The organism is Clavibacter michiganensis (genome assembly GCF_016907085.1).
Classification (GTDB): Bacteria; Actinomycetota; Actinomycetes; order Actinomycetales; family Microbacteriaceae; genus Clavibacter; species Clavibacter michiganensis_O.
Genome location: NZ_JAFBBJ010000001.1, coordinates 2,236,589 through 2,250,575 on the forward strand (window position 1 = coordinate 2,236,589; position 13,987 = coordinate 2,250,575).

Annotated in this window: 13 protein-coding genes; 4 read left to right on the forward strand and 9 right to left on the reverse strand. The window is 74.9% G+C overall.

From position 1 onward, the window contains the following. Positions 1–12: 12 nt before the first annotated feature. Both JOE38_RS10485 and ykgO read right to left on the reverse strand, forming a co-directional pair. Positions 13–600: a hypothetical protein gene (locus JOE38_RS10485; RefSeq protein ID WP_204576221.1), complete on the reverse strand. Its 588-nt coding sequence runs from the start codon at positions 598–600 to the stop codon at positions 13–15. A gap of 94 nt (positions 601–694) precedes the next feature. Then, entirely contained in the window at positions 695–817 is a 123-nt protein-coding gene (gene ykgO / locus JOE38_RS10490) for a type B 50S ribosomal protein L36 (protein ID WP_015488840.1), read from the reverse strand. A gap of 43 nt (positions 818–860) precedes the next feature. Between ykgO and JOE38_RS10495 the strand changes: the two genes are divergently transcribed. Together JOE38_RS10495 and JOE38_RS10500 are read left to right on the forward strand one after the other, a co-directional pair. Beyond that, a complete protein-coding gene (locus JOE38_RS10495; protein ID WP_204576222.1) occupies positions 861–1,934 on the forward strand; it encodes a GTP-binding protein in 1,074 nt (357 codons plus the stop codon). Between the two features lie 128 nt (positions 1,935–2,062). Further along, positions 2,063–3,877 (forward strand): RecQ family ATP-dependent DNA helicase, encoded by a 1,815-nt coding sequence (locus JOE38_RS10500; RefSeq protein WP_204576223.1) that lies wholly within the window; start codon positions 2,063–2,065, stop codon positions 3,875–3,877. Between the two features lie 11 nt (positions 3,878–3,888). Here the strand turns inward: JOE38_RS10500 and JOE38_RS10505 are convergent, their stop codons facing one another. Together JOE38_RS10505 and JOE38_RS10510 are read right to left on the reverse strand one after the other, a co-directional pair. Further along, a complete protein-coding gene (locus JOE38_RS10505; RefSeq protein ID WP_204576224.1) occupies positions 3,889–4,968 on the reverse strand; it encodes a Gfo/Idh/MocA family protein in 1,080 nt (359 codons plus the stop codon). Further along, positions 4,965–5,825, reverse strand: coding sequence for a sugar phosphate isomerase/epimerase family protein (locus tag JOE38_RS10510; RefSeq protein ID WP_204576225.1), 861 nt, complete (start codon positions 5,823–5,825; stop codon positions 4,965–4,967). The genes JOE38_RS10505 and JOE38_RS10510 overlap by 4 nt, the downstream gene beginning before the upstream one ends. 222 nt (positions 5,826–6,047) lie before the next feature. On the opposite strand from JOE38_RS10510, the gene JOE38_RS10515 reads away from it, so the two are divergent. After that, positions 6,048–7,544, forward strand: a complete 1,497-nt coding sequence (locus tag JOE38_RS10515) for a M81 family metallopeptidase (RefSeq protein WP_204576226.1) — start codon at positions 6,048–6,050, stop codon at positions 7,542–7,544. Between the two features lie 27 nt (positions 7,545–7,571). Here JOE38_RS10515 and JOE38_RS10520 read toward each other — a convergent pair whose 3' ends face one another. Genes JOE38_RS10520 through JOE38_RS10540 form a run of 5 tightly spaced genes read right to left on the reverse strand, consistent with a single transcriptional unit; the run spans position 7,572 to position 13,050 of the window. Continuing rightward, on the reverse strand, positions 7,572–8,849 hold the full coding sequence (locus JOE38_RS10520) for an ROK family transcriptional regulator (RefSeq protein ID WP_204576227.1): 1,278 nt from the start codon (positions 8,847–8,849) through the stop codon (positions 7,572–7,574). After that, complete coding sequence (locus tag JOE38_RS10525; RefSeq protein WP_204576228.1) at positions 8,846–9,853, reverse strand: ROK family protein; 1,008 nt, start codon at positions 9,851–9,853, stop codon at positions 8,846–8,848. Before JOE38_RS10525 ends, JOE38_RS10520 begins: the two co-directional genes overlap by 4 nt. Further along, on the reverse strand, positions 9,850–10,797 hold the full coding sequence (locus tag JOE38_RS10530) for a carbohydrate ABC transporter permease (protein WP_204576229.1): 948 nt from the start codon (positions 10,795–10,797) through the stop codon (positions 9,850–9,852). Before JOE38_RS10530 ends, JOE38_RS10525 begins: the two co-directional genes overlap by 4 nt. Beyond that, complete coding sequence (locus JOE38_RS16025; RefSeq protein ID WP_204576230.1) at positions 10,794–11,756, reverse strand: carbohydrate ABC transporter permease; 963 nt, start codon at positions 11,754–11,756, stop codon at positions 10,794–10,796. The genes JOE38_RS10530 and JOE38_RS16025 overlap by 4 nt, the downstream gene beginning before the upstream one ends. A gap of 7 nt (positions 11,757–11,763) precedes the next feature. Beyond that, positions 11,764–13,050, reverse strand: coding sequence for an extracellular solute-binding protein (locus JOE38_RS10540; protein WP_204576231.1), 1,287 nt, complete (start codon positions 13,048–13,050; stop codon positions 11,764–11,766). 157 nt (positions 13,051–13,207) lie between these two features. Between JOE38_RS10540 and JOE38_RS10545 the strand changes: the two genes are divergently transcribed. Next, entirely contained in the window at positions 13,208–13,957 is a 750-nt protein-coding gene (locus JOE38_RS10545; protein ID WP_204576232.1) for a copper homeostasis protein CutC, read from the forward strand. The last annotated feature ends 30 nt before the right edge of the window (positions 13,958–13,987 follow it).

Here is a 13,987-nt window from a genome sequence, read left to right on the forward strand (position 1 = left end):
CGCCGACGCGGCTCAGCGGCCGGCCGCCGAGGAGGGGACCGTGGCCGGCTCGGCCCCGGGCTCGGCCTCGGGCTCCGGGCCCGGCCAGATGGTCCACGCGACGGCCCAGATCGTGCAGATGCCGAGGAGGACGGTGAGCCGGCCGATCCAGTCCCCGAGCGCCTGGGTGCGCGCGGCGTCGCCGACGAACGCGATGGCGGCGAGCAGCAGGGCGCAGGCGATCGCGTAGGCGGCGACCGTGAGGATCCAGAGCCGCCACTCGTGGCGCACCCTGGCGCGGCCGGACCGGGGCGGGCGCACGGGCGCGGGGCCGCCGGCGAACCGGTGGGCGAAGCGGACGTCGAGCCAGCGGAGCATCGAGTGGCCGAAGGCGACGGATCCGCCGAGGTAGGCGGCGGCGAGGCCGTGGGTCCAGTCGGCGGTGGCCCCGCCGCGGAGGTCGATGGTCACGGCGACGAGCAGCACGAGATCCACCACGGGCACGCACGCGAGGACCGCGGCGCCGAGGCGCGGGCGACGGAGGGCGTAGCGGACGGCGAGCCCGGCGGCCAGCACGGCCCAGAAGCCGATCTCGCAGGCGATGATGACGGCGACGATCATGCGGCGGACCCCTCGTCGCTCGGTGGGTCTCCACCGTATCGACGCGGGTCCCGCCGGCGACGCCCCAGATGCGGGGCGCCGGCCGGGTGGCTGGTCAGCCCTGGCGGGCCTTCATGCGCGGGTTCTTCTTGTTGATGACGAACACGCGGCCGCGGCGTCGCACGACCTGCGCGCCGGGGATCTTCTTCAGGGCCTTGATCGAGTTGCGCACCTTCATGGGATGGTCCTTTCACGAGAACGGTTCTCAATAGACTAGCGCCATGCCCGCTCGCGACCACCTGCCCCTGCCCGTGTACCCGCAGCCGCCGTCGGGCGTCGTCCTCGTGGTGGGAGAGGGATCCGGCCTCCGCGCGGTGCTGCGCGACGCGGTCGACGACGTGGCAGCGACGGTGCTCGTGCTGCCGCCCGAGGAGGCGGATCCGGTCGAGCCCATCGCGCGGTTCCTCGACGACCTCGCGGAGCGCGGGTCGGGCGTCGAGGCCGTGGTGGGGATCCCCGCGACCGCCGACGCGCGCGCGACCGGCATGCAGCTCGACCTGCTGCTGCGCCGCGAGCACGACATGCAGCGGGCGTTCGGCGGGGCGGGATCCGGCTTCGGGCTCCGCCACGTCGTCTCGGTCGTGCCCGCCGACCGGCTGCAGACGATCGCCTTCGGCCGGGTGGAGGACGCGTTCGACGAGGCCGAGACGCTCGCCGACCTCGTCGAGTACGCGACCGTGGTGGTGCTGACCGGCATGGCGCGCGTGCCGGTCGAGTCGCGCGGGACGCTCGTCGCGCTCGTGCGCCGGCTCGCGCCGCGCGCGGCCGTGCTCGACGCCCGCCGGCCCCTCGCGCTCGACCGGCTGCCGCGCTGGGGCGACGTGGCGGGGCTCGCGGCATCGGCGGGGTGGATGCGCGAGCTCACGGCTGCGGGCGTCGCGACGCGGCCGGGGGAGGTCGATCGGCTGGAGGGGCCCGTGGGATCCGTCGTCGTGAGCGACCCGCGGCCGCTGCACCCCGAGCGGCTCGCGCTCGCCGTGGAGGAGGAGCTGCGGCCCGACCGAGCGGGCCTCGTGCTGCGATCCAAGGGCTTCGTGTCGCTGGCGTCGCGGCCCGGCGAGGTGGGCGGGTGGTCGAGCGTGGGATCCATGCTGACGCTCCAGCCGACCGGGATCGACCCGTGGCAGGAGGGCGCGCCGCACGGCACGGAGATCGCGTTCTTCGGCGTGGGGCTGCGGCCGGCCGTGCTGCGGCGGGCGATCGGGCGGGCCGTGCTGACGGGGGAGGAGCTCGCGGCGGGGCCGGCCGCGTGGGTCGGGTACGCGGATCCGTTCCCGCGGGTGGACGCGGACTGACGGCACCGCGCGGCCGGCGCCTGCCCCGGCGCCCGCGCGGCGCGCCCGGCGGCAGGGGAGCGTGACGGTCCGCCGTGAGCGCATGCGCGCGCCTGGTCACTGCTCGACGCCCGGCGTTCAGTGGGGAGGTGAAGCAGAACCGCACCGCGGCGGGCACGACCCGCACCACCCGCACGACCACCCGCACCACGCACGACCGTACGGCCGACGAGCGCACGGCGGACGAGCGGCCCGCCGCCGAGGATCCGGCCATCGTCCCGGAGCCCGTGCCGGGACCCGAGCCCGAGGACGCGCTCCGCGTCGCGCGCGAGTCCTTCGGCTGGGACGAGCTGCACGACGGCCAGGTGCGCACGATCGGCCCGCTCGTCCGCGGGCGCGACGCGCTCGTCGTCATGCCCACGGGCTACGGCAAGTCCGCGATCTACCAGGTGGCCACCGTGCTGATGCAGGGCCTCACCGTCGTCGTCTCGCCGCTCATCGCGCTGCAGGCCGACCAGGTGCAGAACCTCGAGGACGCGCCCGCCGCGCCACCTGCACGCGTGATCAACAGCACGATCCGCGGGAAGGCGCTCGACGAGGCGTGGGCGACCGTGGAGGAGCCGGGCGCGCGGATCGTGTTCCTCACGCCCGAGCAGCTGGCGCGCGACGAGGTCGTCGAGCGGCTGGTGGCGCGCGGGGTGTCGCTCGTGGTGATCGACGAGGCGCACTGCGTGGCGTCGTGGGGCCACGACTTCCGGCCCGACTACCTGGGGCTCGGCGGCGTGATCGACGCGCTCGGGCACCCGCCGACCGTCGCGATGACGGCGACCGGATCCACGCCCATCCGCAACGAGGTCGAGGAGCGGCTGGGGCTGCGCGACCCGTTCGTGCTCTCGTCGGGCTTCGACCGGCCGAACATCCGGCTCGAGGTGCGGCGGCACACCGAGGAGGCGGAGAAGCGGCGCGCGATCGTCGCGCACGTCGTGGAGCAGACGCAGCCGGGCCTCGTCTACGTGGCGACGCGCAAGGACGCCGAGGACTACGCCGACGAGATCCGCGCGGCCGGGCTCCGCGTCGACGCGTACCACGCGGGCCTGCCGGCGCCCGAGCGCGAGCGCGTGCAGACCGCGTTCCACGAGGACGACGTGGACGTGGTGGTCGCGACGAGCGCGTTCGGCATGGGGATCGACAAGCCGACCGTGCGGTACGTGATCCACGCGGCTCCGCCCGAGTCCGTCGACGCGTACTACCAGGAGGTCGGGCGCGCGGGTCGCGACGGGGAGCCGGCGGTCGGGATCCTGCACTACCGCGCCGAGGACCTCGGCCTCCGCCGCTTCTTCGCGGCGCGCACGCCCCGGCCGGCGAGCCTCCGCGACGTGTACGCGGCGGTCGCCGTCGCGGGCGTCGACGGCCCGGTGCGGCCGGCCGCGGTCGCCGAGCGCGCGGGGATGTCGGCGCGCACGGTGGGCGGCGTGCTCAACCTGCTCGTGGACGCGGGCGTGCTCGGATCCGACCGGGACGGCGCCTTCGTGCGCGAGGAGCTGGATCCGCGCGAGGCCGCGTCCCGCGCCAAGGAGGTCGCGCAGGAGCGCGAGCGCATCGAGGTCTCGCGCCTCGACATGATGCGCGGCTACGCCGAGACGCCGCAGTGCCGCCGCCAGTTCCTGCTCGGGTACTTCGGCGAGGAGTCGCCGGAGAGGTGCGGCAACTGCGACGCGTGCGACCGGCTCGAGGAGGGCGACGCGCACGACGCGGCGATGGGGGCGCCAGCCGCCGCCGATGACGCGCCCGCCGCGTCGGACGAGATGTTCCCCGCGCAGTCGCAGGTCACCCACGCGGAGTGGGGCCCGGGCACAGTGATGAGCACGGAGGAGGACCGGATCACCGTCTTCTTCGAGAGCGAGGGGTACCGCGTGCTGTCGCGGAAGCTCGTGGAGGAGGGGGAGCTGCTGCAGCCGTCGTGAGGCCCGCCGCCTCAGTCCAGCCGCACCTCGCGCCCGCTCGCGGCCGACGCGTAGACGGCCTCGAGGATCCGCGCGAGGTGCAGCCCGTGCGCCGCGGGAGCGACGGGCGCGACCTCGCCGCGCACGGTGCGCACGAACGTGTCGATCTCGACTTGGAAGCCCTCGTCGAGGTCGAACGACAGCGCGTCGATGTTCGGCATGATCTCCACGGCGGTGTCGTGCAGCTCCGTCGTGATCCGCAGCTCGGGCTCCAGCGTCGCGCCGCCCCGCTCGCCGAACACCTCGAACGACTGGCTGTCGCGGCCGTGCAGCGAGTACGAGGTCTCGATCGCGAGCACGGCGCCCGAGGCGAAGCGCACGACCGCGCCCGCGAGGTCCTCGACCGGGTCGTCCGACGGCGTCTGGTCGGCGCTGAGGTAGCGCGTGAGGCCGCGGAGGTTCGTGCGGCTGCCCAGGCGCGAGAACGTGTAGCCGGTGACCGCGACGGGCTCGGGGAAGTCCATGAGCCAGAGGGCCATGTCGAGGAAGTGCACGCCGAGGTCGATGAGCGGGCCGCCCCCGGAGACGGACCGGTTCGAGAACCAGCCGCCCGGATCCCCCGCCTGGCGCAGGAACACGGCCTTCGCGTAGTACAGGGGGCCGAGGTCGCCCGCGTCCACGAAGCGCTTGAGGGTGACAGCGTTCGAGGAGTGGCGGCGCACGTAGCCGACCTGCACGGATCCGGCGCTCGCCGCCTCGGCCGCCACGATGGCCTCGGCCTGCGCGACCGTGACGGCCATGGGCTTCTCGAGCAGCACGCTCTTCCCCGCCTCGAGCGCGGTGATCGCGACCTCCGCGTGCGTGTCGTTGCGGGTGCAGATGCTCACCGCGTCGATGCCGGGGTCGGCGACGAAGGCGCGGAAGTCGGTGGACACGATGCCCGCGCCGTGCTCGGCGGCGCGGGCGGCGGCCCGCTCGCCGTCGATGTCGCAGATGCCGGCGATCACCACGTCGGGGTTCCGGGCGTAGGCGGCGAGGTGGAGGCCGGCGATGGTGCCGGCGCCGACGACGCCGATGCGGACGGGGGCGGCGGATGCGGCGGGCGCGCTCATCGGACGGCCTCCGCGGCGAGGCGACGGGCGGCGGCGAGGCCCTGGGTGAAGCCCGTGATCGGATCCTCGAGCCCCTCGAACTCGATGGACACCGGGCCGTCGAAGCCCGACTCCGCCACGAGCGCGAGGATGCGGCCGATGGGCAGGTCGCCGGCGCCGACGACGGCGCCGCGGATCCCCCGCCCGCCGAGCGTCGTCATCCACGTGCCGTCCGGCGGCACGTCGCGCACGTCGAAGTCCTTGAGGTGCACGACCGCGGCGTGGGGGAGGAGGCGCGGCACGGCGGTGAGCGGATCCTCGTCCACGCAGAGCGAGTTGCCCACGTCGAGCGTGACGCGGAAGGCGGGCCGGTCGACGGCCTCGACGAGGCGCAGGATCCGGTCGCTCGCGTTCATGCTCATGCCGTGGTTCTCGACGGTGGTGGCGATGCCGAGGGTCGCGGCGTGGTCGGCGAGGTCACGGCACACGGGCACGATCGTCGCGAAGGCGCGCTCGAACGCGTCGTCGTCGGTCTCGCGCCAGGGCCACGCGAACACGTCGTGCCGGAGCAGGGGGATCCCGAGCTCGTGCGCGACCCGGAGGTGCTCGTGCAGCCGGGCGACCTGGCCGTCGAGGTCGGGGGCGAGCAGGTCGGCGCCGACCGCGTAGTTGGCGAGCTCGACGCCGCGCGCGTCGGCGCGGGCGCGGATGGCCGCGACCAGAGCGGGGTCGTCGACGAGCTCGCTGCCCAGGCCGGCGATCGAGATCTCCAGGTGGGCGGCGTCGGAGTCGGCGACGAGGTCGACGACGTCGGGGACGGTCAGGGTGCCGGCCTCGAGGGCCGGGGCGAACGTGTAGGAGCTGACGCCGATGCGCATGGGCGGCCTTTCCGGATCCGGCGGCCGGGCGGTCGGCCGTGATCCCACGCTAGGCGCGGCGTCCGTCGGCGTCCCGGGCCCGCCGTTCGGACGCGACCGGTTTAACGGAGCCGTAACCGCCGGCCGGCGGGACGCGTCGCGGGCCTCCATATGGTGGGAGCACCCGGCAGGAGGGCGGCGCTCGCCGACCCGACCCGACCCGCGCCGGACGGAAGGGACCCCATGCCGCACCGCCCCCGGATCGTCTCGCTCGGCATGTCGCTCGAGGCGAGCGTGTACTCGCCCGCCGTGACCCGCGTCGACCAGTTCGTGCGCACCGAGGGCGACGCCTACCTCGCCGGCCGCCCGTTCCTCGCGCCCGGATCCCCGCTGCGGGAGCGCACCGCGTGGACGGCTCTGCCGCACTTCCGCGCGATCCCCGGCGGCCCCGTCCCGGCCGACGACCACCGCGCGATCCTCGACGACATGCTGGGCGCGCTCGAGCGCTCGCTGCGCGACGACGGCCCGGTCGACGGCGTGCTCCTCGACATCCACGGCGCCATGAGCGTCATCGGCACGGACGACCCGGAGGGCGCGCTCGCCGCCCGCATCCGCGAGCTCGTCGGCCCCGACGCGATCGTCTCCGCGACCATGGACCTGCACGGCAACGTCACGCCGCTGCTCGCCACGTCGGTGGACCTCATCACCTGCTACCGCCTCGCCCCGCACGAGGACGCGCTCGAGACCGTGGAGCGCGCGGTCGGGAACCTCGTCGACCGGCTCACGGGGCCGAGGCGCCGGGATCCGGTGGCGACCGCGTGGGTGCCCGTGCCGATCCTGCTGCCGGGCGAGAAGACGAGCACGCGCGACGAGCCAGCCAAGGGGCTGTACGGGCGGATCCCGGGGATCACGGCGCGCGACGGCGTGATCGACGCGGGGATCTGGATCGGCTACGCCTGGGCCGACGAGCCGCGCAACCACGCGGCCGTGGTCGTCACGGGCGACGACCCCGCGGTCGTCGCCGCGTCGGCCGAGGAGCTGGCCGCCGAGCTCTGGCGGGTGCGCGACGACTTCGCCTTCGTCGCGCCCGTGGGCACGCTCGACGAGTGCCTCGACCGCGCGGTCGCGAGCGACGCGACGCCCTTCTTCCTCAGCGACTCGGGCGACAACCCCACGGCCGGCGGCGCGGGCGACGCGACGGGCACCCTGCGCGCGCTGCTCGCGCGGCCCGAGATCGCGTCGGGCGCCGTCGAGGCCGTGTACGCGTCCATCCCGGATCCGGGTGCCGTCGCCGCGTGCGTGGCGGCGGGCGTGGGCGGCGAGGTCGACGTGCGGGCCGGCGCGCTCGTGGACGACACGGTCGCGCCGCCCGCGGAGATCCGCGGCACGGTCGAGCACATCGCGCACGGGGATCCGGCCGCGGACGTCGAGGCGGTCGTGCGCGTGGGCGGGCTGCGCGTGATCCTCACGGGCCGCCGGAAGCCGTACCACCTGGAGCGGGACTTCCAGCGGAACGGCATCGACGCGCGGGCGGCCGACATCGTGGTGGTGAAGATCGGCTACCTCGAGCCCGAGCTGCACGCCATGGCGGCCGACTGGATGATGGCGCTCACGCCCGGCGGCGTCGACCAGGACCTCGCGCGGCTGCCGCACCACCGGATCATCCGGCCGATGGTGCCGTTCGACGAGGTGACGGAGACGCCCGACCTGTCCGCGCGGATGATGACGCGCGCGTCCTGAGCGCGGCGCGGGCCTCGCGGGCGCCGCTCAGTACAGCCGCGCCAGCGCCCGCCGCAGGCACAGCTGCCCGATGCCGAGCACGCCCGCGTCCACGCCGGCCTCGCTCTGCTGGATCCGCAGCGTCGTCGTCGCGAGCGGGTGGCAGCTCTCGTAGAGCTGCGAGCGGATGGCGGCGACGAACGGCTCGACGGTCGACAGCATCCCCCCGATGACCACCACCTCGGGGTTGAAGAAGTTGACGACCGCCGCGAGCGTGTCGCCGACCGTGCGCCCGGCCTGGCGCAGCTGCGTGGTGGCGCGCGCGTCGCCGTCGTGGGCGAGCCGCACCGCGTCCGGCAGGTCGCGCACGGGCGCGCCCGCCGCGCGCAGCCCGGCGACGATGCCGTTCGCGCCGATGACCGTCTCCAGGCAGCCGCTGTTGCCGCAGTTGCACGGGATCCCCGCGGCGGCCGCGACCCGGACGTGCGCGATGTCGCCCGCCAGCGCGGTGGCGCCGCGGTACACGTGCCCGTTGATGACGATGCCGCAGCCGACCGACGCGCCCGCCTTGAGGAAGAGCATGCTGCCCACCCGCACGCGGGATCCGGCCGCCCGGCGGTCGAGGGTCGCGTGCTCGCCGAGGCCCATCATGTTGGCGTCGTTGTCGACCACGGCGACGGCGTCGAACTCGTCCGCGAGCCAGCCGACGACGTCGAAGCGGTGCCAGCCGGGCATCGACGCGGGCGACTCGACCATGCCGCGCGCGGTGTCCACCGGGCCGGGCAGGCACATGCCCACGCCGCGGACGACGGGATCCCCCGACTCCGCGACGAGGGCCCGCAGCGCCGTCGCGACCAGCGCGAGCACGCCGAGCGGGCCGGCGCCGATGTCGATGGGGATGGTGCGCGCGTCGACGATCGTGCCGGACATGCTGAGGAGCGCGAGCCGCGCGTGGCTGCGGCCGAGGTCGGCGGCGAGCATCACGCCCGCGTCGTCGCGGAGGTGCAGCACGCGCGGGCGACGGCCGCCCGTCGGGTCACCGGATCCGCGCTCCTCGACGAGGCCGGCGCGGAGCAGCTGCGCGATCTTCCCCGTGATCGTGGACGGCGGCAGGCCGAGCGTGCGGGCGAGGTCGGCGCGGTTCGTGGCCGAGCCCGTGGCGATCATGTACAGCAGCGCGGAGGCGGTCTCACCGGCGATCTCGCTGTCGGGGACCTGGCGCCGGATGCGCGGGGGCGGCGGCGGGAGGCGGCCGCCGCCGAGCAGGCGCTCGGGTGGGCGCGCCGCGGGCGGACCGGCGGATCCCGCGGGCGGGGAGACGGTCACGCGCCCACGGCCCCGGCGGTCGACCGCGCGGCATCCACGGCGCCGGCCCGGCCCGCCTCCGGCAGCCGCCCGGCGATGAGGGCCGACGCGATGACGCCGGCCTGCCCGCCGAAGCGCGCGGCCACCACGAGCGGGCGGCGCTGGAAGGTGAGGAGGGAGTCGAGGCGCTCGCGCAGCGGCCCGAGGAGCTGCTCGCCCGCGCGGGACAGCCCGCCGGCGACCACGACGACCTCGGGGGAGAGGATCGCCGTCAGCTGCGCGAAGGCGAGCGCGAGCGCGTCGATGCACGCGTCGACGACCCGCTGCGCGACCGGATCCCCGGCGGCCGCGGCGCGGAACACGCGCGCGGATCCGCCCTCGGTGCTCGCGCTGCCGGTCGCCCGCGCGTACGCGTCGGCCACGCCCTGCGCCGACGCGACGGTCTCGAGGCAGCCGGAGCCGCCGCACGCGCACCGGACGCCGGCGTCGGATCCGACGGGCGTCGTGCGCAGGTGACCGATCTCGGCGCCGCGCCCGCCCGCCGTGTACAGCCGGCCGTCGACGAAGACGGCCGCGCCGATGCCCGTGCCGATGGTGACCACGACCGCGTCGCGGGTCCCGCGCGCCGCCCCCATCTCGAACTCGGCCACCCCGGCGCCGCGCGCGTCGTTGCCGAACGCGACGGGCAGCCCCGTGGCGTCGGCCAGCAGGTCGCGCATGGGCACCTCGCGGAGGCCCACGTGCTCGGCGAGCACGACCACGCCGCGGTCGTCGTCGACGACGCCGGCCACGTGCACGCCGACCGCCTCGGGCGCGGCATGGGGGTGGTCGCGCGCCGCGTCGGCGACGGCGGAGGCGAGCGCGGCGACCAGCGCGGCGGCGTCGTGGGTGGGCGTCGGCATCGAGCGGGCCTCGACGACCTCGCCGCGCGCGTCCACGACGGCGATCTTGACGTCGGTGCCGCCGATGTCGAAGGCGATGACCGGCCGGGGGACCCGCAGCTCGAGCCGCGGGAGGCCCGTCACTTGACCGCGCCCGCGGTGAGGCCCGTCGCCATGCGCTTCTGCACGATGAGGAAGAGGATCACCACGGGGAGCGCCATGAGCGTCGATCCTGCCATGATGCCGCCCCAGTCGGTCTCCTGCATCTGGCCGCGGAAGCCCTGGAGCCAGAGCGGCAGCGTGCGGCTGTCGTCGGCGGAGAGGGTCACGAGCGCGAGCGTGTACTCGTTCCACGCGGCCAGGAAGCTGAAGATGCTGGAGGCGACGAGGCCGGATCCGAGCAGCGGCAGGGTGACCCGGCGGAACGCGCCGACGCGGCTGCAGCCGTCGAGCATGGCGGCCTCCTCGAGCTCGACGGGGATCCCGTCGACGAAGCCCTTCAGCACCCAGATCGTGAACGGCACGTTGGCGGCGAGGTAGAGCAGGCTCAGCCCGAGCACGGAGTTGAGCAGGCCCCAGCCGTCGAGCATGCGGTACTGCGAGATGAAGAGCGCCTCCGCGGGGATCATCTGGATCACGAGCACGGCCACGATCATCGACGTGCGCCCCCGGAAGCGGAACCGGCTGAGCGCGAATGCGGCGACCACCCCGAACGCGAGCGACCCGGCCACCACGACCAGCGCGATGAGCGTGCTCATCCTGAGCGCCGACCAGAACCGGCCGTCGCCCAGGATGCGCGCGAAGTGCTCGAGCGTGCCGCCGACGGGGATCCACGTGGGCGTGCGCGACGACAGCTGCTCGGGCGTGAGGAACGCGGCGTCCACCATCCAGTAGACGGGGAAGAGCCAGACGAGGCCGAACGCGATCGCCACCAGGTCGAGCGCGATGCGGCCGGGCGAGCGGCGGCGGCGGGCGCGGGGCGCGCGGGCGGCGGGTCGCGCGTCGCCCGGTGCCGCGGCGGGCGAGCCGGGGGCGGATGCGGAGCCGGACGCGGGCGTCGTCGCGGAGCGTGCGATGGTCGCGGTCATCGGCCGTCCCCCTCGGTCAGGAGCGCCCGGATGTAGCGCCAGGTGAGCACCAGGCTGACGGCGAGCATGACCATGGCGGCCGCCGAGGCGACGCCGTAGTTCCCGCCGGAGAGCCCGATCTGGTAGACGAACGTGCCGAGCACGTTGGTCTGGTCGGTGATGCCGCTGCTCTGCTGCAGGATGTGGATCTGCGTGAACACCCGCAGGTCCCAGATCACCTGCAGCAGGCTCACGAGCAGGAGCACCGGGGCCACCGACGGCGCCACGATGTGCACGAACCGCTGGCGGCCGTCGGCGCCGTCGAGCTGGGCGGCCTCCATCATCGACTCGTCGAGCTGCGTCACCGACGCGTAGACCATGAAGACCACGAGCGGCACGCTCATCCACGTGATGAGGAGGCCGGCCACCGCGAAGAACGTCAGCGGATCCGACAGCCAGTTGTAGCCGACCATGCCCTCGACGCCGAGCTGGCCGAGGGTCCAGCCGACCACGCCGCTGCGCGGGTCGAACAGGAGCTGGAACACCTGCAGCGAGCTGAGCACGGGCATCGCCCACGCCACGAGCATCACGATCTGCACGGCGACCGCGATGGAGCGGCGGACCTGCGTGAGCAGCATCGCGCCGGCCGTGCCGATGACCACGGTCGCCGCCGCGCAAGCGAGGCAGAAGCCCACCGACCGGCCGAGCGACGCCCAGAAGGCCGGATCCCCGAGCACCTGCGCGTAGTTGTCGAGGCCCACGAGCTCCGGCGCCTGCCCGAACTGCTGGGCGAGCCCGAAGCGCTGGAACGACATGATCACCTGCCGCGCCAGCGGGTACGCGAGGCCGACCGCGACGATCGCGACGGCCGGCAGGACGAGGACCCACGCGAGCCGGCGCTCGGCCTTCGGGCTGCGCGGCGCCTCGAGCGCCGGCGCGGGCGACGGGGTCGAGGTGGACGTGCTGAGGACGGCGCTCACGGGCGGATCACGCCTGGCCGAGGAGGCTCGTGAGCTTGGCGTCGGCGGCGGAGGCCAGCGCGACCGTGTCGCCGCCGGCCGCGACCGCGACGTAGAAGTCGTCGATCACGCGCGCGCCCTCCACGAGCGCCCAGTTCTGCGCGGCCGGCGTGCCGACCGAGTTCCGCACGGCCTCGGTGGTGAGGGTGGCGAGCTCGTCGCTGCCGAGCGCGGCGGCGTAGTCGAGGTTGCCGGGGACCCAGCCGCCCTGGGTGGCGAAGTACTCCTGGAAGGGCTGCGAGAAGATCAGCTTCATGGCCTCCTTGGCGAGGTCCTGGTTCTTCGAGCGGCCCGAGATGGCGACGTTGGACCCGCCCGCGAACGGGTGCCCGGCGTCGCCCCCCGCGGCGGCCGGGAAGCCGAAGTAGCCCACGTTCCCGGCGTCCACGAGGGCCTTGTCGATGTTGGCCAGGTGCCAGTTGAAGCCGAAGAACATCGCTGTCTCACCCGCGTTGAACGGCACCCACGGCTTCTCGGAGACCTCGCTGTCGGTCACGCCGCCCGCGGTGGATCCCGTCTTCCAGATCTCCTGCAGCGCCTGGAACGCCTTCTGGCTCTCGGGGCTGGAGAGCGAGCCCTTCCAGGTGTCGCCGTCCTGCTCGGCGAGGCGGCCGCCCTCGGTGAACTGCCACGCGAGCGCCGACTGCCACGAGATGCCCGGGAGGTAGAGGCCCGAGAACGACGGGTCGCCCGCGTGCGCGGCCTGCAGCTTCGCGGCGGCGGCGGTGAGCTCGTCGACGCTCGTGGGGACCTCGACGCCGGCCTGGGCGAACATGTCCTTGCGGTAGAAGAAGAGGCGGCTGCCCGCGTAGAACGGGGCCGCGTACATCTGGCCGTCGTGCGAGCCGAGCTCCACGAGCGACTGCGTGAGGCTGGATCCGCCGAGCTCCTCCTTCATGTCCTCGAGGCTCGTGAGGGCCCCGACCGCGCAGAAGGTGGGCGCCTGCGTGTTGCCGAGCTCGATGATGTCGGGGGTGGAGTCGGCGCTCGCGAGCGAGGTCTGCAGCTTCGAGACGATGCCGTCCCACACCTGCAGCTCGATGGTGAGGGTGGATCCGGGGTGCTGCTCCTCGAACGTCTTCTTCAGCCAGTCGCGCGCCTCCTGGGAGACCGAGTCGGTCATCATCCAGACGCGGAGGTCGGCGGTGGCGGGGCCACCGCCGCCGCTGGATCCGGAGGCGCAGGCGGCGAGGAGCGCGGTGAGGCCGAACGCCCCTCCCAGCCCGATGGCGGTGCGGCGGGTGATGTCGGCCATGACGGTGTCTCCTGGTCTCGCGGTGCGGGTGGCGGGTGGCACCATGCTCCGAGCACCCGGGCCCGCGCAGGCACGCGCCGTGTTAAATCGCGGCTGCATAAACATGTTCTTCATCTGCGGCATCGGCGGATCCGGGTGCCCGTGCTTCCATGGGGCCATGACGCGCCCCGCCGACCCGTCCCCCGATCGACGCGTGGCGGTGGAGATCGCCGTGCAGGACGCGGCCTCCGCGCGCACCGCCGCCGCCGCCGGCGCCGACCGCGTGGAACTGTGCTCCGCGCTCGCCGCGACGGGCGGGGTGACCCCGAGCGTCGGGCTCGTGGAGGCAGTGGTCGCGGTCGGGCTGCCGGTCCACGTGCTGATCCGGCCGCGTCCCGGCGGGTTCGTGCACGACGCCGACGAGCGCGCGGTCATGCTGCGGGACGTGGGGGCGGCGCTCGCCGCGGGAGCCGCGGGCGTCGTCTCCGGCGGGCTCACGGAGGACGGGCGGGTGGACGCGGATCTCCTCGCGCGGCTCGTCGACGCGACGGGCGACGCCGTCTTCACGTTCCACCGTGCGATCGACGCCGTCGACGACCGGATCGCCGCGCTGGATGCGCTGCTCGCCGCGGGGGCCTCTCGCGTGCTCACGTCCGGCGGTGCCGCGCGGGCGGGCGACGGGGTGGCGGCGCTCGCGGAGCTGGTGGCGCGCGCGGAGGGGCGGCTCGAGATCCAGGCCGGCGGGGGAGTGACGGTCGACGCGATCCCCGGTCTCGTGGGCGCGGGCGTCGACGCGATCCACCTCTCGGCCCGGCGGCGCGCGACCGCCACGCGCGTGGGCCCGGGCGGCGGCGAGGCGGCGCACGACGTGACCGACGGGGGGATCGTGGCGGCTGCGGTGGCGGCGGTGCGGGCTTCGTCCCGGTGATCCGCCTCCGACGAGGGGTCGATGACGCGC